This is a genomic window from Amorphus sp. 3PC139-8 (assembly GCF_040750475.1).
Classification (GTDB): Bacteria; Pseudomonadota; Alphaproteobacteria; order Rhizobiales; family Amorphaceae; genus Amorphus.
This window is the reverse complement of sequence record NZ_JABJVY010000008.1, coordinates 16,506-37,371: the sequence shown is the minus strand read 5'-3', so window position 1 is coordinate 37,371 and position 20,866 is coordinate 16,506. Positions and strand designations below refer to the sequence as shown.

The window sequence follows — 20,866 nt, the reverse complement described above, 5'->3', positions numbered from 1 at the left end:
GTTGCATGCGATGATCGACGCGGCCACCGAAGAGTTCGAGCAAAACCGCCAGCGCCTCGGCGCCATCGCCTACCGGATGCTCGGCTCGGTCCATGAGGCGGAAGACGTGGTCCAGGACGCCTATCTGCGCTGGCACGGTACGCCGCGTGAGACGGTCGACAGTCCGCGCGCCTTCCTGGCGCAGATTGTCACTCGTCTGTCGCTGGACCGCCTGAAGTCGGCCCGGCGCAAGCGGGAAACCTATGTCGGCCCCTGGCTGCCGGAGCCGATCGCGGAGGCGGCAGGCTATGTCTCCGCTCCGGCCGACGAGGTTGCCTCGGACGTCTCGTTCGCGCTGATGCTGGCGCTGGAGCGCCTGTCTCCGCTGGAGCGGGCGGCCTTTCTCCTGCACGACGTGTTCGAGGTCGACTTCGAGGAAATCGCGAAAGTTCTGGGCCGCAATCCGGCGGCCTGCCGCCAGCTCGCCAGTCGGGCGCGCGCCAATGTCCGGGCGGTGCGGCCGCGCTTTGCGCCGGATTCAGCGACCACGACCCGCGTGGCCGAGGCTTTCTTTTCGGCAGCCCGCAGCGGCGACACGGTCGCGCTTCAACGCCTGCTCGCCGAGGAGGTGACGCTCCACACCGACGGTGGCGGCCGCGCCAGCGCGGCGCTCAACGTGATCGCCGGTGCCGATCGCGTCGTCCGCTTCTTTGCCGGGCTCGCCCGCAAGCGCGGGCGTGGACCGCCGCAAGCCTCCGTCCGCCTCCGGCTCAACGGCGGTCCCGGGCTGTTGACCGTGGAGTCCGACGGGCATCGCCAAACCCTTGCCGTCGATATCGAGGGCGAGCGGGTGACGGCCGTTTATATCACCCGCAATCCGGACAAGCTTCGGCATCTGGACGACTGGCTTCCCGAAGCCTTTCGGGTCGGGTCCTGTCTTTAGAGGCTGTTGCGCTTTTTTCGAAATCGCGGAGCGGCTCTCACTTCCTGCTTCGACGCGTGTCCGAACGGCCAACCGGTTTCTACTTGGCCTGGAAACGCAATCGCAATGTGAACCTCTGCGGGTCGGGATACGTTGCTGTGGAGACAGAGTTCGTTGCCGAAGGCGCGCCCACATGAGCAAAGCCAAGACCGATACGGAAAAGACGGCCGACGTGCCGTCGCTGCTGGCCAACAGCCGAACCTACGCCGAAGAGCTCGGCATCGACCTCGCGAAGAATACGCCGTCGCCGCTGTTTCGATGGCTGTGTGCCTCCTTGCTTTTGAGTACGCGGATTTCGGCGGGGCTGGCCATGGCGGCGGCGAAAGCGTTGGCGGAGAACGGCTGGACCACGGCGAGCAAGATGGCGGACGCCACGTGGGAAGAGCGCGTCCGGGTCCTGAACCACGCCGGCTATGCCCGCTATGACGAAAGCACATCGACCCGTCTGGCGGATATGTCGGAGCGGATGATCAAGGACTACGGCGGCGATCTGCGCAAACTGCGCGAGGCCGCCGGCCGCGACCCGCAGGAGGAGCGCAAGCTTCTGAAGCAGTTCAAGGGCATCGGGGATGTCGGCGCCGATATCTTCTGCCGGGAAATGCAGGTCGCCTGGCCGGAACTCTATCCCTTCGTGGACAAGAAATCTTTATCGAGCGCCCAAAAGCTGGGGCTGGCCGACAGCGAAGAGGAACTGGCGGGGCTCGTCGACAGGGCAGAGCTGCCGCGCCTTCTGGCTGCCTTGATCCACAAAGAGCTCGGCCATTGATCTTCGGAGTGCCGACATCAAGGAAGCGATGTAGGGCCCCGGCTGCTCGATGCGCGCAGCCGCGCCCAGAGTTCCGTCACGGCGCCGCCGGTGCCGGCAATTTGCGCCAGGATCAGGATCAGCCCGCCCACATATGGGATGAGCGCGATCACGACGAGCAGGAATAACCCGGCCACCAGCCACCCGATCTGGCTGGCCACGCGCGGATGCCCGGAGCCGCGCAAACCGCGGCGCAACAACAGGCCCGCGCCAAGGCCGGTGGTGCCGAGCGCGATAAGCTGGATCAGCGCAAGCAGGGTGAACAGCGCCAGCCCCGCCGGTAGGCCGAGCACGGAGACGGTGGCGATCAATGCCAGGATGAGGCCGATGGCCCCGAAAGCGATTCCGAGGCCAAGGCTGGCAAGGGGTCGCTCCACGGCGCGGCGCGCCGCCTTCACGGCATAGGCGGGGAAGGCGAGCTGGAACGCAATCAGCATCACAAGTACCGAGCCGAGCCAAGACACCGCCAGCACCACCCCGAGCCCAATCAGCGCGAAGCCGGCCTTGCGCAGGTTCGGCAGATCGAACTCCTTGCGCAGAAGTTCGCCGTCGAGCGTCGCACCTTCGGCGATCTTGGGCGGCTCGGGGCTGCGATAGGTGATGTCGGCGTGGATGTGCGCCGTCTCGCCGATCACGATTTCCTGGGCCGCGAGATCGACCTTGCCGATGATGTCGCCGTTGAGGATGACCCGGCGGGCAGCGGCGCGCAGGCTGCCGCCGACGTGGCCGTTGATCTCCAGCGTTTCGGCCGCCGCGCGCACGTCGCCGGCAACCACGGCATTGGAGGCGATCTTGAGATGCCGGGCGGCTGCCAAAAGGTCGTCGTCGACCTGGCCGTCGATGTTCAGCTCCGAAGCAGCGGCGATCATGTCGGAGGCCACGCCGCCGTCGAGCAGGATCTGATAGCCCGCAATGATGGCGGTCCCGACCCGCGCGCCCTGGATGGTGACCGTGCGTCCGGCCGCGACCAGATCGTCGCTGACGTCCTGGGTCACGGTGACGGTGCGTCCCGCCAGAAACTGCATATCGTCGCGATCGGCCGATACCGTGCCGTCGCCCACGGAGACGCCGCGTTCCGAAAGGGCATCTTCGGCGCGCTCGCGCAGCGCTTGGCCGGCCGTACCGCGGCCGTCCCCTTCGGTGCTTTGCGCAGGGTCGGACGGCGTCTGGCTGTGGCCGGAGGGGGCGACAGCAAGCCACGCGACGAGAGCCACAAGCGCCAGCAGCGCCGCGCTTGCGATCGGGCGTCGACGCCGCGACGTCTTCTGCGCCGTATCGAACCGTGCGCCCATGGTGCCCTCCTCCGGTGGCCTGCGGCAATCGGCCCCGCGTTCGTCTGACCGTGCGGAAAGAGGATGCCGTTGTCGGCGGGGCAAAAGCAACGGGCAGCAAGCCGCAGGGGTCGCCCTCGGCCGTTCGCACCGATTGGGCGCGCTCGGCTTGATGAAATTGGCCGCAACACCCAATTTTCTTGTGTGGATCGGCATTTGGTGCCGGCGGCAAGCAGCCGCGCTCGGCAGTTGTCCGATCAATCTTGTTTGGAATCGATCTAATTCAATATAGTGCACCGCAATGGCGCTCAGATAGAAGTTCTTCTAAATTTAAATCTATTATTTTTTCTTGACGGCGGGGCTTTGGGTTGTGTCTTTTACGCCTATTGGGGGCGCGTTTCGAAACGCTGTTGGAAAGATCCGGTCGAAGTCCCATGATCGTGTGTTCGTGCAACGTCCTAACGCATCACGATATTCGCGAAGCGGTGGCGCGTGTGCGCGCGGTCCGGCCGACCGGGCCGATTACGGCTGGCGAACTCTATCGTGTGCTTGGCAAGCGCCCGCGCTGCGGCAATTGCTTGTCCCACGCCACCGAACATGCGCGGGCTCACGATGTGGCGGGCGAAGGGCAGTGCTGCCAATGCCCGGGAAGCCGGTGCTGGGCCTGTCATCACAACGAAGCGCCTTCCGTCGAGCCGGCCCAGGTCGCCGGGCTTGGCATCGTGGCGGCGTAGGTCATTGGCTCATACGTCAGCCCGGATCTATAGGTCGATGATCTAAAGCCCCAAAAGGGCTTCTGCTTTTCTCCCTCGCGTCGTCGCGCAGCCGCAACCGAGAGGGGAGAGCGCGATGGTCTTCACATCTGCGTGTTGGATGCGCCGCTCGCGCGGCGATAGCCTGCGATGAGGCGGGCATAATTCGGTTTTTCTTGAGTTCTTCTAACTAACAACTTCGGATGTTCTATTGACACCGAGGGAGCCCTTGGGGATTTGAGGGCGCTGCCGTCATCGCAGGCGGTGGCGATTGATCTCAAGGCGGAAGCCAACGTGGAGGAAACGATGCGTCCCTTGTCCCTACGAACCGTCGCTCTGGCCGCGCTGCTGGCCGGCGTACCTGGCCTTGCCTCCGCGCAAGGGGTCGTGAACATCTATTCCTCGCGCCACTACGACAACGACGAAAAGCTCTATGCGGGCTTCGAAGAAGCCACCGGCATTCAGGTCAACCGGATCGAGGACAATGCCGACGTTCTGATCGAGCGCATGAAGAGCGAGGGGCGCAACAGCCCGGCCGATATCTTCATCGCCACCGATGCTGGCCGTTTGTGGCGTGCGGAAGAGGCGGGCCTGCTGCAGCCGGTGCAGTCGGAATTGATTGCCGAGCGTATTCCGGACCATTTCCGCCATCCCGACGGGCTCTGGACCGGCTACGCCAAGCGCGCCCGCATCATCTTCTACGACAAGGATGACGTCACCGACGTTCCGGAGACCTACGACGATCTCGCCGATCCGAAATATAAGGGCATGATCTGCACGCGATCGAGCTCGAACGTCTACATGCTGTCGCTGCTCGCCTCGATCATCGAGAACGAAGGCTCGGAGGCGGCCGAAGCCTGGACCCAGGGCGTGTGGGACAACCGGGCGCGCGATCCCCAGGGCGGCGATACCGATCAGCTCAAGGCAATCGCGTCGGGCGAGTGCGACATCGCGCTGGCCAACCACTATTATTTCGTGCGCGGCGTGGCCGACAACGTGCCGGGCCTCACCGGCGAGACCGACCAGATCGGCTGGGTGTTCCCGAACCAGGACACCACCGGCGCCCACGTCAACATCTCCGGCGCCGGCATGGTGGCCAATGCGCCGCATCCGGAAAACGCCGTCGCGTTCCTGGAATATCTTGCGAGCCCCGAGGCTCAGCAATATTTCGCCGCCGGCAACTACGAGTTCCCGGTCGTCGACGATGTGAAGGAAGCCGGCCCGGTGGCCGATCTCGGCAGCTTCAAGGAAGACACCATGAACCTGTCGAAGCTGGGCGAGAACCAGGCCGAGGCCCAGGCGATCTACGACCGCGTCGGCTACAAGTAAGTCGGCTGCGTCAGCGCCGACGAATGACAGGGTGGGACCTGCCGGCTGCTTCTTGCCGGTGGGTTTCTGCTTTTTCAGGCAATGGCCTTCCGTGCGGCTGCGCGGGCATGGCTCACCGCCAGCACGCCGGTGGCAACCGCCGGGGCGATCAGCGTGGCGGCCAGCCCGCTGGCGAGAAAGATCAGCGCTCCGACAATCGCCCCGATGACGAGCGCACCCCACGTTGCCGCGTGCGGCAGCCAGCTTCCATGATCTGCCCGCCCGATCAGGTGGCGCGCTAAGCCCTGTCCGAGGGACACCAGCGCGCCGCTCACGAACGTGCTGCCAAGCTTTGTACCGGCGAGGGTGCGGCGCAAATTGTTTTGCAGGCCCATGGCGACGGCGAGCGGCGACAGGTGGACGACAGTTACCCCTTCCGCCGCGGCGACGAGGGCCATCACGATCAACGCGCACTCCAGCGCCAGGATCACGGCGGCGCCGAACCGGGGCAGCAGCTCCGCGATTGCCGCGCCTGAGCCCGCACCGGCGACGAAGGCGGCGATCAGGACGAGCGTTGCAAGCGCGGCCTGCGCGTCGGAAGCCAGCGTGGCGGCGAACTGGGTCGTGTTGCCGCTCATGAACGAGACGAACAGCCCGCTCAGCGCGAGATAACCAACAGCGTCCAGATATCCCGCGATCGCGACCAGAAGCAGGCCGTGCGCGAGGTCGCGAACGTCGATGGTTCGGCCGCGGGCTTCCGCACCTGTCATCGCCGTGTCTCTCCCTCCGCCACCCCTTCGGATCTGAGGGCCAAACGGGCGCGGAGGCAAGAGGGTCAACGTGGAGGACGGAGGCGGGGTTAGGATCCGCCCGCGCCCGGACGGCTCTTGGTGATCTGGCGCGAAAGCAGAATGACCGGAATCAGGCCCACGGCCATGATCACCATCGAGGGGGTGGAGGCTTCCGCCAAACGTTCGTCGGAGGCGAGCCGGTAGGCCTGGATCGCGAGCGTATCGAAGTTGAACGGCCGCATGATCAAGGTCGCCGGCAGCTCCTTCAGGATATCGACGAACACGATCAGCGCCGCCGTCAGGACACCGCCGGAGATCAGCGGCAGGTGCACCCGGACCAGCGTGCGTCCGGGGCCGGCACCGAGTGTGCGCGCGGCAGCGTCGATCGATGGCGTTATCTTGCCGAGGCTTGCTTCCAGCGTGTTCAGCGCGACCGCCATGAAGCGGACCATATAGGCGAACACCAGCGCGGCGATCGTTCCGGTCAGCAGCAGGCCGGTGGAAATCCCGAAAGTCGATCGCATCCAGCCGTCCAGCGCGTTGTCGAACGTGGTCAGCGGGATCAGCAGGCCAACGGCGATGATGGAGCCCGGCAGCGCGTAGCCGAGGGACACCAGCCGGTTGGCCGCCGTGGTGGTGACGCCGGGCCGGGAGCGGGCGGCATAGGCGAGCACGACGCCGATCGCGATGGTCGCCAGTGCGCCGGCACCCGCCAGCGTGAACGAGTTCATGATCAGCCGGATGTAGCGCTCGCCGAACAGGGCGTGGGCGTTGAGCCAGCTCAGCCGACCCAGAATGATGAGGGGTAGCACGAAGCCGAGCAGGATCGGCAGCGCGCACGCCGCCGTGGCGAGCCAGGCGCGGGCCCCTTTGAGCCGATACTCCGGCAAGGCATCGAAGCGGCGGCCGGTGTCGAAGGCGCGCCCTCCGCGCTGCCAACGTTCCGCCAGCAGGATGATCAGAACGACGCCCACCAGGCTCAGCGCGAGTTGGGCCGCGGCCACCCGGTCGCCCATGGAGAACCAGGCGCGGTAGATGCCGGTGGTGAAGGTCTGGACGCCGAAATGGGCGACCGTGCCGAAATCGGCGAGCGTCTCCATCAGCGCAAGCGACACACCCACCGCGATCGCCGGACGCGCCATTGGCAGCGCGACCTTGAAGAAGCAGGTCCAGGAGCCGCGGCCGAGCGTCCGGGCGACCTCCAGCGTGCACGATGACTGCTGCAGGAACGCCGATCGGGCGAGCAGGTAGACGTAAGGGTAGAGCACGAGGATGAACATCGCCGCCGCGCCTTCCAGCGAGCGGATCTCCGGGAACCAGTAGTCGTTCGGTCCCCAGCCGGTGACGGCGCGCAGCCAGGTCTGGACCGGGCCGGGGTGCTGCAGGAAGTCGGTGTAGGCGTAGGCGATCACATAGGCCGGTGCGGCGAAGGGCAGCACGAGCCCCCATTCCAGCAGACGTTTGCCGGGAAATCGGCACATGGTCACCAGCCAGGCCGTGCCGGTGCCGGTGACGAAAACGCCGATGGTGACGGCGACCACCAGCAGAATGGTGTTCTCCACATAGGTCGGCAGAACGGTGGTGGCGAGATGGGCCCAGGTTCCGTGGCCTTCGCCGAAGGCGGCCGCCACGACGGCGGCGAGCGGCGACAACAGCACCAGCGACAGGACGAGCGCAGTCCAGGCAAGCCAGCCGACCCGCTGGTGCGGGCGCAACGCCGTCGGGGCCTTCGGCGCGCCGACGATGTCCTGCGCGAGATCGGTCAAAATCCGGACTCCAGACGAAACGAAACCGGGAAAAGAAGCAAAGGAGGCTTCATAGCTTTGGGGGCGGCAGGTGAAAAGCCCAATGATTGCAGAATTTTACTAGAGAAATTCTAATGAGGAGACGGTGGCGGACGCGCGCGCACCCATCCGGCCGCGCGAACGGAACGGACCGCGGCGGCCGCAGTTGATCCCCGGTCGCATGGCCTGCGGAGGGAAATCAGCGCCGGGTCCGTGCGTTGCTCGAGGGCGCGGCGCCCACGATCGGCCATCGCCACGCCGGACGATTTGTTCTGGCGCAATGCGCGGTTGCGATCTGCGGCGGCGTAATCGGTGGCGGATGCGTCGAGGCGGCCGGGCGACCGGACGTCGACGATGGAAGCGATCCTTAGAGCTTCTTCGCTCGGATGCGACGATCTGGGCGATAAGAAACGGCTGAAGATTCAATAGGCTGAGCGTATTCCGTTCAAATTGGGCCAGTTCGAACGGGATAGGCTCAAGGACGAGACAACAAGGAGATCGATGCCCATGAAGATTCCCCACGACGCGAAGATCGTGGTCGCCGACGGCGAACGGGCGCTGTTTCTGCGCAATGCCGGCGACGACGAGTTGGTCGACCTCAAGGTTGTCGAGCACGAGGAGATCGACAACCCGCCGACCAGGGAGCAGGGCACGGACAAGCCCGGCCGCTTCAACGATGCCGGACCCGGCCGCAGCGCCGTTGCCGACACCGATTGGCATGAGCTGGAAAAGGAGCGCTTCGCTCACCACCTCGCCGAGCGCCTGCACAAGCTGGTGCACAACCATCCGCACACCAAGCTGATCCTCGTGGCCGCGCCGAAGGTGATGGGCGATGTCCGCCCGGCGCTGCACAAGGAAGTGGCCGAATGCGTGATCGGCGAGATCAGCAAGGACCTGACCAACCATCCGGTCGCCGAGATGGAGAAGATCCTGAAGGAGAGCTGAGAACAAGCATTTCCGGGCGAAGCGGGGACCGGTTCGCCGCTCGGACATGCGGCAGACCAAATAGGCCGGCGCGGTCGCGCGTTGGCTCCGCAAACCTCCGGAAAAGCGCGCGGTTTGCAGGGAAGGCCACAAGCCCGTCGTGATCGGGGAGAGGACAGGCCGGCAGCGTGTGCCGCCGGCCTGTGTGGGCTATTTTAAGCGGCGCGAACCCGCTCGATAAAGGCGTCCACCTGGGAGCGCAGCATTCCGGTCTGCTGGGTCAGGTCGCCAGCGGCATGTACGATCTCGGATGACACGCGTCCGGTGTCGGTTGCCGCCGACGACACCGAGACGATGTTCGAGGTGACCTCCTGGGTGCCCTGGGCCGCCTGCTGGGCGTTCTGGGCGATCTCACCGGTGGCGGCACCCTGCTCTTCCACCGAAGAGGCGATGGTGGACGACACTTCGTCGATCCGCTTGATGGTGCCGGAGATGTCTTCGATCGCCTTGACCACATCGTTGGTGGCGGTCTGGACGGCCGTGATCTGCGAGCTGATCTCGCCGGTGGCCTTGGAGGTCTGCTCGGCGAGCGTCTTCACCTCCATGGCGACGACGGCGAAGCCTTTACCCGCCTCGCCGGCGCGCGCGGCTTCGATGGTGGCATTGAGCGCGAGCAGATTGGTCTGGGCGGCGATGTCGGTGATCAGGTTCACCACGTCGCCGATGCGCTGGGCCGATGCGGCGAGACCCCGCACGACTTCCGCCGTGTTCGAGGCCTGGCCGGTGGCTTCGCCGGCAATCCCGGCGGCCATTGCCACCTGCTTGGCGATCTCGCGGACCGAAGCGGCAAGCTCTTCGGCCGCCGTGGCCACGGTCTGCACGTTGGTGGTGGTCTGCTCGGCCGCGGCGGCAACGACGGAGGACTGGCGCGAGGTTTCGTCGGCGGACGAGCTCATCACGTTGGCCGACTGCTCGAGCTGGGTCACGGAGGCGGTCACCGAACGCACCACGCCGGACACCTGCTCTTCGAACTCGTCGGCAAGCGCATGCATGGCGGCCCGCTTTTCGACCTCCCCCTTCTCCTTCAGGGCCGCCTGCTCGTCGCGCAGCTGGGCGGCTTCGAACAACCCGTTGCGGAACACGGTGAGTGCAGCCGCCATCTCGCCCATCTCGTTGCGGCTCTTCGCGTACGGGATCTCCGTCTCCAGATTGCCGTCGCTCACGGAGCGCATGGCGGCGGTGATGCGCGCGATCGGCCGGCTGACGGCGAAGATCGCGAAAATGATCGACGCAATGCCGATCAGGATGCTGGCGCTGATCGCGAGGATGAGCTGCAGGCGCACGCGCGAGAAGGTCCGCGTCGCGGCCGCATAGTCGTCGGCTGCGCCCTTGTTGTTGATGGCGACGTCATCGTTCAGCGCGGCGGAATAGGAATCGTAGACGCTCCGCATCTCGCCCTTGAACAGCGTGGTGGCCTCTTCGTTGGCGTTGCGCTGGGACAGCGCGATCAGCCGATTGTGGAGCTCCATATACTTGTTGAAGTCGGCGGCGAACGTATTGTAGATCGCGCGCTCTTCTTCCGACGAAATCAGGCGCTCGTAGGTATTGCGGAGCTCGGCGAGATTGCGCAGCGAGACGTCGATGTCTTTTTCGGCGCGCTGAATCTCCATCGGCGTCACGGCGAGGATGTGCGCGGCCTCACCGATCCGGAGGTCCGAGGTGGCGGTGTTGATCTTGTTGACGACGTCGATGCTCGGCACCCAGTTGGTGGCTTCGTTCTCGACGTTGTCGTTGATTTTCTGAAGGCCCGTGTAGGCAACCCAGCCCTGGATTGCAATCAGTGCCAATATGACCGCGAATATTCCGATCAGCGAGGTCTTGATGGTCAGGCGCATGAACGTGTTCCTAAGGTCGCATGGCTTGCGACCGCTGACGGACGCGCCTGCGAAGATCAGAGGGTAACCGCGTTCCGGAGGGCACCGGGCAGCGGGGCGGTCCACACCGCTCAACGCGGCACGGTCAGCCAAGGCGATAGGTGACAGGTATCGGTCACGATTGGGCCGATATCGGCCCGCCCATGCTCATTTCAGCCAAGGCTTGCGCAAAGCTTGTCGAAGGCTGGAGAAGGGGGGGCTCGATCCCAACCAAGGCTGCCCGATGGGGTGGCAGCTCAGTCCTTCCAGAACACCGGCGAGAGCAGGACCACGGCGGTCATGATCTCAAGTCGGCCAACCAGCATGACGATGGCCAGAAGCCAGGTTTCGGGCTCGTCGAGGGACTTGAAGTTTCCGGCCGGACCGATCACGTCGCCCAGTCCCGGCCCGACATTCGACATGGCGGTCAGGACCCCGGTGAGCGCGGTGAAGAAATCGACGCCCAATCCACACAGAATCAGCGTCATCAGGCCGTAAATGCCGAAGAAGGCGACGAGAAAGGTGACCACGGAGTCGTAGACGTCCTGGTCGACGTGGCGATTGCCGTAGCGCAGCGGGATGACGGCGTTGGGATAGATCAGGCGCGCCAGCGAGCGCCGCAGCGACTGCCAGATGATCACGAAGCGGTAGATTTTGATGCCGCCGGCAGTTGAGCCGGAGCAGCCGCCGATGAAGGTCAGCAGGAAGAACAGCCCGATCGCGAACGTGCCCCACAGGCTGTAGTCTTCGCTCGCAAAGCCCGTCGTCGTGACGATCGAGACCGTGTTGAAGGCCGCCTTGGTCAGCGCGTGGAAGAGCTCCAGGCCCGTGTTGAAATGCACCCAGATGCCGAGGAGGATGGATACGATCGCCACGGCGACTAGGAACACGCGGGTCTGCACGTCGCGAAACAGCGACAGCCGGCCTCTCAGGATCAGCTCCACATAGAGAACGAAGGGCAGCGACCCGACCAGCATGAACAGGGTCGAGGCCCAGATCATGCCGAGATTGTTGCCGTAGTAGCCGAACGAGGCGTCGTGGGTGGAATAGCCCCCGGTCGAAAGCGTCGTCATGGCGTGGTTGATGGCATCGAACAGGTTCATGCCGAGCGCGGCATAGACCAGCGCACACGCCACGGTGGCGGCCGTGTAGAAGGCGACCAGCGCGGCGGTCAGGTTGACCATGCGCGGCATCGCCTTGTCGGAGCGGTCGGACGATTCGGTGCGGAAAAACTGCATCCCGCCGATGCGCAGGAACGGAAACAGGAACAGCCCGATCGCGACGATGCCGATGCCGCCGAGCCATTGCAGCATGGAGCGCCAGATCAGGATCCCGCGGGGCAACTCGTCGAGATCGGTCAGGATCGTGGAGCCGGTCGTGGTCAGTCCCGACATCGCCTCGAAGAAGCCCTCCGCCGCCGTGATCTGCAGGGGCGAAAGCCAGAACGGGATGGAGGAGACGATCGCGGTGACCAGCCACAACAGTGTGGTCAGGAGAAAGCCGAAGCGCGGCGTGAATTTCGGCAGCGGCTGGCGCATCGACACGATGCCCAATAGCGCCACGGCGAACACGCCGATGCTGGACCCCATGAAGACGGTCCAGTCGGGATTGCCGTCGGCAATGTCAACGAATGCGGGAATCAGCATCGCCACTGCGACATGCAGGGCAAAGAAGCTCGCGATATAGAGGCTCGGGCGGAGGTACTGGAGCGCCTGCATCAGCCTGCGGCCATCACGTCAGATCGCTGTCCCAGAGCTCTGCCCGAATATCGCGCGATCGCGAAAAGTTCGGGTCTCAACAACTCGAAATCCTGAGCGTGATCGCGCCCGAAACCCAACAGCGGAATGTGGGAGGAAACCCGGTTTCCCCCTTTTCCTCGTCAGGTCGTGGTCCGAAGTCCGCCATATGCTATCGATCACCCGAACGCCGTTCGGAGGCCGGTCTATGATCGCCGACCGATTTCAGCATTAGCGGATCGCTGTCGGTCGGACAACCGGCGCTCGGTGGACGGATTGCGCCTTGATGGCTGGCGTGTGGCTTGCTTGATCCGCCTCGGCGTGTTCCCGTCCTCCGCGTGTCGGCGCGATGCGTGGCACGTTTGAGCGCAACGCGGCGAGGGCCGGGGGAGAGACAGAAAGAATGGAGCACAGCTCGGGGGTTCCGTTTCTGCGCGAAGTCGTGGTGTTCCTGGTCACGGCCGGCGTTGTCGTTCCCCTGTTCCAGCGGTTGAAGGTCAGCCCGATCCTGGGCTTCCTGGTCGCCGGCATTCTGATCGGGCCGTTCGGGATCGGGCGGTTGGTCTCCGAGTGGCCCTGGCTCCGCTTCGCTGCGATCGACGATGTGGAAGGGGTGAGCCACCTGGCCGAGCTCGGCGTGGTGTTCCTTCTGTTCATGATCGGCCTGGAGCTTTCTCTGAAGCGGCTGTGGGCGATGCGCCGCATGGTGTTCGGTTTCGGACTCCTGCAGGTGCTGGTCACGGGCGCGGTGATCTGGGCCGGCGGACGTCTGCTGGGGCTCGACGGTGCGACGGCCATCGTCATCGGGGCGTGTCTGGCGCTGTCCTCCACCGCGATCGTCACCGAGCTTCTGGTCGAACATCGCCGGCTTGCCTCCCCGCCGGGGCGCGCGGCCTTTTCCGTGCTTCTGTTTCAGGATCTCGCCGTGGTGCCGATCCTGTTCATCATCGGCGCCCTCGGTGCTCGCGATCCCGACGGGCTGGCGCTCGATCTTCTGATCGCGCTGGTGGAAGCCGCGCTCGCGATCGTGGTTATCCTGGTGGCCGGCCGCCTGATCGTGCGGCCATTCCTGCGTTTCGTCGGCGGCAGCCGCAATCGGGAAGTTTTCACCGCCGCGGCCCTTCTGATCATCCTGGGGACGGCGGTCGCGACCTCGTTCGCCGGCCTATCGATGGCGCTCGGCGCCTTCCTCGCCGGCCTGGTCTTCTCCGACACGGAGTTCCGCCACCAGATCGAGGCCGATATCGAGCCGTTCAAAGGGCTGTTTTTGGGCCTCTTCTTCGTCTCCGTCGGCATGTCGATCGATCCGGCGTTCGTGGCGTCGCGCCCGGTCGAGATCATCGGGATGACCCTGGGCCTGTTCGCATTGAAGGCGGTTCTCCTGACCGCAATCGGGCTGGCGGCGCGTCTCCCGCTTGCGATTGCGGTGGAGACCGGCCTGCTTCTCGGCCAGATCGGCGAGTTCGCGTTGGTCGGGCTCGGGGCGGCGTCCGGCCTCGGGCTGATCGATCCCGGCACCTCGCAGCTTCTCGTCATCGTCGCCGGCGCCTCCATGGCGATCACGCCGCTGATCGTGCCGTGGGCGGAGCGGATCGGCAAAAGCCTGGAGGCGCGCGGTCTGCGCCGGGAACTGAACGATGGCTTGGATGCGGCGGAGCTCTCCGATCACGTCATCCTTGCCGGCTTCGGCCGGGTCGGGCGTCTGCTCGGAGATATCCTGGAATATGAGAAAGCCGCCTACCTTGCGCTCGACGTGAACGGCCCGGCGGTGGCCGCGCTCCGGCGGAAAGGGATTCCGGTGTTTTTCGGCGACACCAGCCGCGTCGACGTCCTGAAGCGGGCCGGCATCGAGCACGCCTCCGCGGTGATCGTGACCATGGACGATCCGGTTGCGGCGGAAAATATCGTGCGTGCGGTGCGGCGCGACGGCCATACCGTGCCGATCATCGCCCGCGCCCGCGACCGGGCCCACGCGGAACGCCTGTTCGCGCTCGGTGCCAACGAAGTGATCCCGGAGACCGTGGAAGCCTCGCTCCAGCTCGGCGAGGTGATGCTGCGCGGCCTCGGGATTCCCGCTGAAGCCGCTCGCTCCATCATCGGCGAGCGCCGCGACTTGGAGCGTGCCGCCCTCGACGGCTTCCGGGGCGGCAAGGACGGGGAATAGGCGGGTTTCGAGCGAACGGCGAGCCCATTTCCGGCTTGCCGAGAGCGTTTCCAGGCCAAGCGGGAACGGGTTTAGCGATGCTCAGGCGCTCAGGCGCTCAGGCGCTCAGGCGCTCAGGCTTCTCGGCTGACGTCGCGTTGCGGCCGGAGGCGAGCCAGATGTCGAGGAACGACGACAGCCAGGTCTTCACCGCCGGGTCGAACACCGGACGGCCGGCGAAATGGTCGCGCCGATCGCGCGCGCCGGGGAGCTGCATGCGGGCTGAGGCCTTGGTGGTCCAGCGGTGCATCATCGCGAGCGTCAGTTCCGGATGGAACTGGATGCCGTAGGCGGCATCGCCCACCCGAAAGGCCTGATGCTCGAAGTGCTCGCCACGGGCGAGAAGGGTGGCGCCGGCCTCCGGAACCGCCATGCCTTCCCGGTGCCACTGATAGACCTTGTGTGGCCACTGCATCAGCGAGGTGCCGTCGGTGGTCGGGTTCAGGTCGTAATATCCGATTTCCACGAGGGACTCCGGATGCGAATCGACCTGGCCGCCGATCGCCCGGCAGAGCATCTGGGCGCCGAGGCAAATCCCGAGAAAGGGCACGTTCTCGCGCAGCGGAACGTCGATGAAGTCGATCTCGCGCCGAATGAAGGCATCGGGATCGTTGGAACTCATGGGACCGCCGAAGATCACCGAGCCGGCGTAGCCCTCCAACGAGGTCGGCAGCGTATCGCCCAGCGGGGGCCGGCGCATGTCGAGCTTGTAACCACGCTCGCGCAGCATCTGCCCGACCCGTCCGGGGGTTGACTGCTCCTGATGGAGAACGATGAGAATCGTGCCGGCATCGTCGTGGTCGGTCGGTCTCGGCGACGAAATCGTCATGGGTGGTTCACTCTCCCAAGAGCGGGATGAGGAAAAGTGGGTACCGGTTTTCCGCCCGCATCCCGCTCTAAAACAATACGATCAGCCCAACCTTTCGAACGCGGGTCCGAAGGGGGGTGATCTGGAGCGGGATGAGGAAAAGTGGGAACCGGTCGTCCGTCCGCATCCCGCTCTAACTTCCCTGGATCGATTGCGATGGTGTCGGGCCGTTAAACCCGGAAATCATCGCAATCTATGACGGTTCGGCATCCCCGGCCATTTCCTCAGCTCGACTTGTTCTCCAGCCGAGCCTCCACACGTTTCTTGATTTCGATCCGCTCGCGCGAGGTCACGGCAAGGAGCTCGGCCACGCGCCAGACGGTGTTGTCCTCGAATTCGGAGATGCGCCCGTCGGCGTAGCCCATCTCCCACATCATCTCGATCACCTGCTTGCGCCCGTCTTCGTCGAGCACGCGCTTCAGCACCGACGTGAAGCCGTAAAGATCCACCGCTTCGTCGTCGCGCTCCTTGGCGAGCTTGACCAGCGTCTCGGTGTCCTCGGTGGTCAAATCATAGTGGTCGGCCAGGACTTCGCGCAACACGCGGCGTTCGTCGGCGGTGATCTCGCCGTCGATGGCGACGAGATGAACGAGCAGGGCGGCGACCGCGATGCGATGATCGTCGGGTCCGAACTGGCGCTCGTCGTCCTCGACGAGACCTTCCATTTGCAGCCACTCGCGAATGGCCTTGAACATGCGCAGCGTCCTTCGTGATCCAACGGGCCTGTCCCTCAGGAGGTAGCGTCGATAGCCGGACCTCGCAAGCGCAAGCCGGGATTCTCACCCGCCACACGCAGTCTTGAGCAAGGTGTCATTTCCCTCTTGCTTGCGCCGGGTACAGGGTTGAGCGGCCGTCGTTCGACGTCGCGGAGACGCAAGCGGGACAGTCGCGGAGACGCGAGCAGGACAAGGGCGAGGGTCATGAAAACGGGGCGATTTGCACTTGTGGTGCTGGCAGGGCTCACGCTCATGGGGTTGGCTGCGCGCGCCGGCGAGCAATATGTCGATGGCAGCGGGTTCGCCGTGTCTGGCTACGACGTAGTCGCCTATCGCGATCTGGCCCAGGCGCCGGTGGGCGCGTCTCAGCCCGAGGCCGTTCCCGGTCGGGCCGACATCACCGCCAGCTATAACGGCGCGACGTTTGCATTCGCCACCGAGGCGAACCGGGATCGCTTTCTCGCCGATCCGGCGCGCTACATTCCCGCCTATGACGGCCACTGCGCCTATGGCGTCGCGGTGCGCGGCAAAGTTCCGGGCAATCCGAACCTGTGGCGGATCGTCGACGGCACGCTCTATCTCAATATTTCGCCGGACATCGTGCGCCGGTGGGAGCGCGACATCGACGGCAACCTCGCCAAGGCGGAAACGAATTGGACCGCGCTGGAGGCCCGGCCGGCCTCCGATATGGCAGTGCCGGCTCTCCAGCCGAAACAGGCGCCCACCAAACGCTGAGCGTGCTAGACGGTCGGCCGCTCGACCGCAGCGAGATCGAAGCGCTCGCGGTAGTCGAACTCGCCGTCGCGGTCGAGCGCGATCAGCGCGTCACGGATCTGGCCGAGCGTTTCTTCCAGATCGGCCGGGTTCGTCGAGCAGGACAGCACGGTCGCGAAGCGCGCCACCACCGCCGTCTCCGCATGGGATACGCTCGCCTTCGGAAACAGCACGATGTCGGCGCGTGCAAGCGCGAGAAGATCGTGGGCGGAGGCCTGGCTCACATCGGCCCGGGATCCGGCGAGGCGGCGGGCCATGTCGGCAAGCTCCGGCGTCGTGGCCACGAGGTGCGGCCGATGCGGGGCGCGTGCGAACGTCTTCAGGCCATCGGAAAGGCGATGGCCGTATTGGGCGACGGCAAGTGCCGCAGCGAACCGGCCGCGGCGAAGGTTGGTCATGGTCGTTCGATCCAACGATATTTGCATCCACAAATCCCCCAAAAAGGGGAACCTTCAAGATGTGCATCAGTTGCGTCTTTTTTGGGGCTTTGCGCCGGAGACTGCGACGCGATCCCGGACCGCTGCGGCAATTTTCGGCTAACGCTTTGGGCCGGATCAGCTTTCGGGATCAGTGGTCGGCGCGGCGGAAACGCGTCTCGGTCTATCGCGGCGCGCCGAGTTCGGTCACGATGGCGGGTGAGGCCACGAAGAGGCCCGATTCTGCGTGAGGCTGCGACGGCGAGGGCATGCTGCGGAGCGAGGCACATCGGCTGGCGCTGTTCCTATGTGCCGTACTTGCGTGGACGGTGCCGACCCCTGTCCACGCCCAGCTCGATCTTGAGGCGATTCGCCAAAATTCGATCACGGCGGAGGAGTGGAACGCCTTCCGCTCCGCCTACGTCGCCGACTCCGGCCGCGTGGTCGACTACGAAAACGGCCAGATCAGCCATTCCGAAGGCCAGGGCTTCAGCATGTATCTGGCGGTGGAGGCGGGCGCGCGCGACGACTTCGACCGCATCTGGGGATTTGCCCGCGACGAGATGCGGATGGCGTCGGGGCCGCTGTTCTATTGGAAGTGGAACCCGTTTTCCGTCAACCCGATCGAAGACCGGAACGACGCCTCCGACGGCGACATCTTCATCGCGTGGTCGCTTCTGCTCGCCGGGCTGAAATGGGAAAATCGCGACTACGTCAACGAGGCCTCCGCGATCATCCAGGCGGTGGCGCGCGACCTGATCTTCCGACGGCGCGAAGCCACCTTGCTGAAGCCGGGCCTCAAAGGCTTCGGCGTGGACGATCAGCGCGACGGGCCGGTGGTGAACCTGTCCTACTGGATCTATCCGGCCTTTCCCTATTTCAACCTGGTGATGCCCGATCAGACGTGGCGCAGCCTGATCGAATCGGGGCTTGGGCTGACCGCGGCGTCGGCCTCCGGCGCATCGGTCCTTCCGCCGAACTGGAGTTCGGTCACCGATCCGCTGCGGCCCGACCCGGCCAACAACTTTCCGCCGCTTTCAAGCTACGATGCCGTGCGCATCCCGCTTTATCTGCTCTTCAGCGGGGTGGTTCCGCGCGATCAGCTCGCCGCGTTCGATCGGGCCTGGAACGGCCCGGGGCGCGATGGGCCGGCGGTGATCAATGCGCGGACGGGCGCGGTGCTCGGCCCGATGCCGGATCCGGGCTATAAGGCGATCGCGGCCCTGGTGGCGTGTGCCTTGCGCGGCGAACGGATACCGCCCGATCTGACCCGGTTCCGCACCACCACCTACTATGCCTCGACCCTGCACCTGATGACGTTGTCCGTCCTGCGGCGCCATTTCAGCGGGTGTTTGTAGCCGGCGTGTCGTCGGGAGGCGGAAGCGCCTCGCCGGGTGCGGCGCGAACCCGGTCGCGCCCATCGTGCTTGGCCGTGGAGAGAGCGGCTTCGACGGCGGTCAGCAGGTCGTCCTCGGTGGTGCCGTCTTCCGGATAGGTGGCGACGCCGATGGAGACCGAAATCCTCGGCAGCGCCATTCCCTTGTAGAAATAGGAGCGTTCGCCGAGCTGTTCGCGAAGCTGGTCGCAGCGGTTCACGGCATCCACCTTGGACGCCCCGACCATCACGATCAGGAAATCCTGTCCGCCATAGCGGCTGCAGACGTCCTCGTAGCGGAAGAAATGTTCGATGGCGCCGGCCATTTCGCGCAGCACCGTGTCGCCGGCGTCGAAGCCGAACTCGTCGTTGATCGCCTTGAAGCGGTCGACGTCGATGCGCACCACGGTGACCGGCTGGCGGCTGCGCCGCGCCCGCGACAGCTCCTTGGCGACGACGTCGTCGGCGAAGCGGCGGTTGTGAAGGCCGGTGAGCGGATCGCGGATCGTCAGCTTGCGCAGCGCTCCGCGCAGACGGATGTTGTAGAGCGCGATGCCGATGGTCGTGGCAGCGGTTTCCACGCTCGCGACCGCATGCTCGCCCTCTGCCCCGGCGATTTCCTCCGGCAGCCCCTGCAGATCGACCGACACGACGCCGCGGGTTTCTCCCTGCACCAGGATCGGGGCACACACCACGTCCAGGTCGGGATTTTCGATATGGGCGCAGCGCGGATTGCCTTCGCCGTGCATCCCGGAGCGATGGCCGTTGCCCAGCCGGAGCGCCCAACAGGCGTCGGGCATGAAGCTTTCCGCAAACGACCCTTCCGTGCCCCATTGGGCGATGGTCTCAAGCTCGTTGTGGGGCTCCGAGAAAAGGGCGAGTGCGCCGCGGGTGGACGGGAACAGGTCCGGCATCAAATTTTTCAGGATGGCCGCGCTCTCGTCCAGATCCTGGCAGGCCTGCAGCAGGGTCACGATCTCGCGCAGGCGCATTTCCTGCTCGAAGCGCCGCTCCACCGTGCGGGCACGCAACTCCGCCTTATCCGTCATTGCGGCAAGGTCGCGGGTGCGTTCCTCGACGCGGACTTCCAGCTCGTCGCGGGCTTGTTCCAGCTCCCGGCGATAGCGCTCGTTTTCCGCTTCGCGTCCGTCGAGCCGGTCGGCCATGGTGTCGAAGGCCTGGCCCAGCCCGGCCAGTTCGCGCGCGCCGCCGACGGTTCCCGCCCGCGCGCTGCGATCGCCGGAACCCAGCCGCTCGGCCGCATCCGCAAGGGCATGCACCGGCCGGCGCACGAAATAGGACGCGGCGATGAAGGCGATCAGGAGACCGGCCACGACGATGGCGAGAAGCGCCCCGACGGTCCACCAGGCGATTTGGTTGGTGCGCGCCTCCACGATGGTGCGCGGAACGCCGACGGTCACGACGAGGACGTCGTTTGCGAGCGCGACCTGCTGATCCGACCAGCGCCGTTCGACACCGTCGACGAATGGCGTGCCGCCGCCCGGCGCGATGCGGCTTCCCGTCTGGCCGCCCGGATCCGGGATCATGGACAGGATGAGGCCGTCCGAGCTCGTCAGCATGACGACGGCTTCCGGCAGCGCGTAGCTGGTGCGCACCTTGGCCAGCACGGTCGCCAGGTCGATCTCCGCGCCGACGACGCCGGCGAATTCCTGTGCGCTGCCCAGCCATTTGAGGGCGACGGGCACCATCGCGCGGTCGTGGGCGTCGAAGGTCGGGCCGCCGAGATAGAGACGGCCGCCGAGTTGCAGGGCCTGGAAGGCGCTGGTCGACGCGATGGAGGTTCCAACCCGACTTTCGTCGGCAGCGCAGACGATCGTACCGGCCGCATCGGTGACGTAGTAGCCCGTCAGCGTCGGATCGCCGCTTTGGAGTTCGGCAATCTGGCTTTGGCAGGCGGTGCTGTCGCCGCGCTCCACCAGCGGGCCAAGCGCCCGGCGCACCACGCGCATGAAAAGCTGCGCTTCATCGATCTCGCCGGAGAGCCCGTTGGCAAGACCGCGGATCTCGGTGTTGAGATATTGCTCCGACTGCGCCTCGTCGGATCTTCGAATCTCGTAGATGAACACGCCCACGACCAAAAGGGTCGGCAGGAGAAACAGCACGAGGATGGCGAGCAGGATCGTGACGATCCCGGGCCGTCGCGCGGTGGTCTTGCCGGTCCTGTCCGCCATTTTGCAGGTGGGGTCCTCGCCTGCCCGCCACGCCGCGCGCGGAGAGTCCATCCCGCGCGTCGGCCGATCCATTTTAA

17 protein-coding genes are annotated in these 20,866 nt (G+C 65.4%); 8 read left to right on the top strand and 9 right to left on the bottom strand.

Going from position 1 to position 20,866, the window contains the following annotated elements:
- Positions 1-10 precede the first annotated feature (10 nt).
- The gene (locus HNS03_RS09505) at positions 11-922 is read left to right on the top strand and encodes a sigma-70 family RNA polymerase sigma factor (RefSeq protein ID WP_367194818.1); all 912 of its coding nucleotides are present in this window, start codon (positions 11-13) and stop codon (positions 920-922) included.
- 172 nt (positions 923-1,094) lie between these two features.
- Entirely contained in the window at positions 1,095-1,727 is a 633-nt protein-coding gene (locus tag HNS03_RS09500) for a hypothetical protein (protein WP_367194816.1), read from the top strand.
- 17 nt (positions 1,728-1,744) lie between these two features.
- Here the strand turns inward: HNS03_RS09500 and HNS03_RS09495 are convergent, their stop codons facing one another.
- Complete coding sequence (locus tag HNS03_RS09495; RefSeq protein WP_367194814.1) at positions 1,745-3,058, bottom strand: polymer-forming cytoskeletal protein; 1,314 nt, start codon at positions 3,056-3,058, stop codon at positions 1,745-1,747.
- A 413-nt stretch (positions 3,059-3,471) separates the two neighbouring features.
- Between HNS03_RS09495 and HNS03_RS09490 the strand changes: the two genes are divergently transcribed.
- Positions 3,472-3,771 (top strand): bacterioferritin-associated ferredoxin, encoded by a 300-nt coding sequence (locus tag HNS03_RS09490; RefSeq protein ID WP_367194813.1) that lies wholly within the window; start codon positions 3,472-3,474, stop codon positions 3,769-3,771.
- 324 nt (positions 3,772-4,095) lie between these two features.
- Positions 4,096-5,118 (top strand): Fe(3+) ABC transporter substrate-binding protein, encoded by a 1,023-nt coding sequence (locus HNS03_RS09485; RefSeq protein ID WP_367195059.1) that lies wholly within the window; start codon positions 4,096-4,098, stop codon positions 5,116-5,118.
- A 74-nt stretch (positions 5,119-5,192) separates the two neighbouring features.
- Here HNS03_RS09485 and HNS03_RS09480 read toward each other — a convergent pair whose 3' ends face one another.
- Together HNS03_RS09480 and HNS03_RS09475 are read right to left on the bottom strand one after the other, a co-directional pair.
- Positions 5,193-5,867, bottom strand: a complete 675-nt coding sequence (locus tag HNS03_RS09480) for a YoaK family protein (RefSeq protein ID WP_367194811.1) — start codon at positions 5,865-5,867, stop codon at positions 5,193-5,195.
- Between the two features lie 89 nt (positions 5,868-5,956).
- Positions 5,957-7,654: an ABC transporter permease gene (locus tag HNS03_RS09475; RefSeq protein WP_367194809.1), complete on the bottom strand. Its 1,698-nt coding sequence runs from the start codon at positions 7,652-7,654 to the stop codon at positions 5,957-5,959.
- A gap of 525 nt (positions 7,655-8,179) precedes the next feature.
- Here HNS03_RS09475 and HNS03_RS09470 point away from each other — a divergent pair.
- Positions 8,180-8,617 (top strand): host attachment protein, encoded by a 438-nt coding sequence (locus tag HNS03_RS09470; RefSeq protein ID WP_367194807.1) that lies wholly within the window; start codon positions 8,180-8,182, stop codon positions 8,615-8,617.
- A gap of 194 nt (positions 8,618-8,811) precedes the next feature.
- On the opposite strand, the gene HNS03_RS09465 is transcribed toward HNS03_RS09470, so the two are convergent.
- Positions 8,812-10,491: a methyl-accepting chemotaxis protein gene (locus HNS03_RS09465; RefSeq protein ID WP_367194806.1), complete on the bottom strand. Its 1,680-nt coding sequence runs from the start codon at positions 10,489-10,491 to the stop codon at positions 8,812-8,814.
- A 275-nt stretch (positions 10,492-10,766) separates the two neighbouring features.
- Positions 10,767-12,227 carry a TrkH family potassium uptake protein gene (locus tag HNS03_RS09460; RefSeq protein WP_367194804.1) on the bottom strand — a complete coding sequence of 487 codons (1,461 nt, stop codon included), beginning with the start codon at positions 12,225-12,227 and terminating at the stop codon, positions 10,767-10,769.
- 421 nt (positions 12,228-12,648) lie between these two features.
- Between HNS03_RS09460 and HNS03_RS09455 the strand changes: the two genes are divergently transcribed.
- A complete protein-coding gene (locus HNS03_RS09455) occupies positions 12,649-14,409 on the top strand; it encodes a monovalent cation:proton antiporter-2 (CPA2) family protein (RefSeq protein WP_367194803.1) in 1,761 nt (586 codons plus the stop codon).
- Positions 14,410-14,506: 97 nt separating this feature from the next.
- Here HNS03_RS09455 and HNS03_RS09450 read toward each other — a convergent pair whose 3' ends face one another.
- Together HNS03_RS09450 and HNS03_RS09445 are read right to left on the bottom strand one after the other, a co-directional pair.
- Positions 14,507-15,277 (bottom strand): glutamine amidotransferase, encoded by a 771-nt coding sequence (locus tag HNS03_RS09450; protein ID WP_367194801.1) that lies wholly within the window; start codon positions 15,275-15,277, stop codon positions 14,507-14,509.
- Between the two features lie 263 nt (positions 15,278-15,540).
- Positions 15,541-16,011, bottom strand: coding sequence for a TerB family tellurite resistance protein (locus HNS03_RS09445; RefSeq protein WP_367194799.1), 471 nt, complete (start codon positions 16,009-16,011; stop codon positions 15,541-15,543).
- A 225-nt stretch (positions 16,012-16,236) separates the two neighbouring features.
- On the opposite strand from HNS03_RS09445, the gene HNS03_RS09440 reads away from it, so the two are divergent.
- A complete protein-coding gene (locus HNS03_RS09440) occupies positions 16,237-16,767 on the top strand; it encodes a YHS domain-containing (seleno)protein (protein ID WP_367194798.1) in 531 nt (176 codons plus the stop codon).
- 5 nt (positions 16,768-16,772) lie between these two features.
- On the opposite strand, the gene HNS03_RS09435 is transcribed toward HNS03_RS09440, so the two are convergent.
- On the bottom strand, positions 16,773-17,204 hold the full coding sequence (locus tag HNS03_RS09435; protein WP_367194797.1) for a hypothetical protein: 432 nt from the start codon (positions 17,202-17,204) through the stop codon (positions 16,773-16,775).
- Between the two features lie 287 nt (positions 17,205-17,491).
- On the opposite strand from HNS03_RS09435, the gene HNS03_RS09430 reads away from it, so the two are divergent.
- Positions 17,492-18,580, top strand: a complete 1,089-nt coding sequence (locus HNS03_RS09430) for a glycosyl hydrolase family 8 (RefSeq protein WP_367194795.1) — start codon at positions 17,492-17,494, stop codon at positions 18,578-18,580.
- Here HNS03_RS09430 and HNS03_RS09425 read toward each other — a convergent pair.
- Complete coding sequence (locus tag HNS03_RS09425; protein WP_367194793.1) at positions 18,564-20,789, bottom strand: diguanylate cyclase; 2,226 nt, start codon at positions 20,787-20,789, stop codon at positions 18,564-18,566. The two genes, HNS03_RS09430 and HNS03_RS09425, sit on opposite strands and share 17 nt — an antisense overlap.
- Positions 20,790-20,866: the final 77 nt, after the last annotated feature.

What these genes read in the sequence shown, in the direction of transcription:
- HNS03_RS09505 (WP_367194818.1), top strand. Translation starts at nt 11, where the DNA reads ATGATCGACGCGGCCACCGAAGAGTTCGAGCAAAACCGCCAGCGCCTC.
- HNS03_RS09500 (WP_367194816.1), top strand. Translation starts at nt 1,095, where the DNA reads ATGAGCAAAGCCAAGACCGATACGGAAAAGACGGCCGACGTGCCGTCG.
- HNS03_RS09495 (WP_367194814.1), bottom strand. Translation starts at nt 3,058, where the DNA reads ATGGGCGCACGGTTCGATACGGCGCAGAAGACGTCGCGGCGTCGACGC.
- HNS03_RS09490 (WP_367194813.1), top strand. Translation starts at nt 3,472, where the DNA reads ATGATCGTGTGTTCGTGCAACGTCCTAACGCATCACGATATTCGCGAA.
- HNS03_RS09485 (WP_367195059.1), top strand. Translation starts at nt 4,096, where the DNA reads ATGCGTCCCTTGTCCCTACGAACCGTCGCTCTGGCCGCGCTGCTGGCC.
- HNS03_RS09480 (WP_367194811.1), bottom strand. Translation starts at nt 5,867, where the DNA reads ATGACAGGTGCGGAAGCCCGCGGCCGAACCATCGACGTTCGCGACCTC.
- HNS03_RS09470 (WP_367194807.1), top strand. Translation starts at nt 8,180, where the DNA reads ATGAAGATTCCCCACGACGCGAAGATCGTGGTCGCCGACGGCGAACGG.
- HNS03_RS09465 (WP_367194806.1), bottom strand. Translation starts at nt 10,491, where the DNA reads ATGCGCCTGACCATCAAGACCTCGCTGATCGGAATATTCGCGGTCATA.
- HNS03_RS09460 (WP_367194804.1), bottom strand. Translation starts at nt 12,227, where the DNA reads ATGCAGGCGCTCCAGTACCTCCGCCCGAGCCTCTATATCGCGAGCTTC.
- HNS03_RS09455 (WP_367194803.1), top strand. Translation starts at nt 12,649, where the DNA reads ATGGAGCACAGCTCGGGGGTTCCGTTTCTGCGCGAAGTCGTGGTGTTC.
- HNS03_RS09450 (WP_367194801.1), bottom strand. Translation starts at nt 15,277, where the DNA reads ATGACGATTTCGTCGCCGAGACCGACCGACCACGACGATGCCGGCACG.
- HNS03_RS09445 (WP_367194799.1), bottom strand. Translation starts at nt 16,011, where the DNA reads ATGTTCAAGGCCATTCGCGAGTGGCTGCAAATGGAAGGTCTCGTCGAG.
- HNS03_RS09440 (WP_367194798.1), top strand. Translation starts at nt 16,237, where the DNA reads ATGAAAACGGGGCGATTTGCACTTGTGGTGCTGGCAGGGCTCACGCTC.
- HNS03_RS09435 (WP_367194797.1), bottom strand. Translation starts at nt 17,204, where the DNA reads ATGACCAACCTTCGCCGCGGCCGGTTCGCTGCGGCACTTGCCGTCGCC.
- HNS03_RS09430 (WP_367194795.1), top strand. Translation starts at nt 17,492, where the DNA reads ATGCTGCGGAGCGAGGCACATCGGCTGGCGCTGTTCCTATGTGCCGTA.
- HNS03_RS09425 (WP_367194793.1), bottom strand. Translation starts at nt 20,789, where the DNA reads ATGGCGGACAGGACCGGCAAGACCACCGCGCGACGGCCCGGGATCGTC.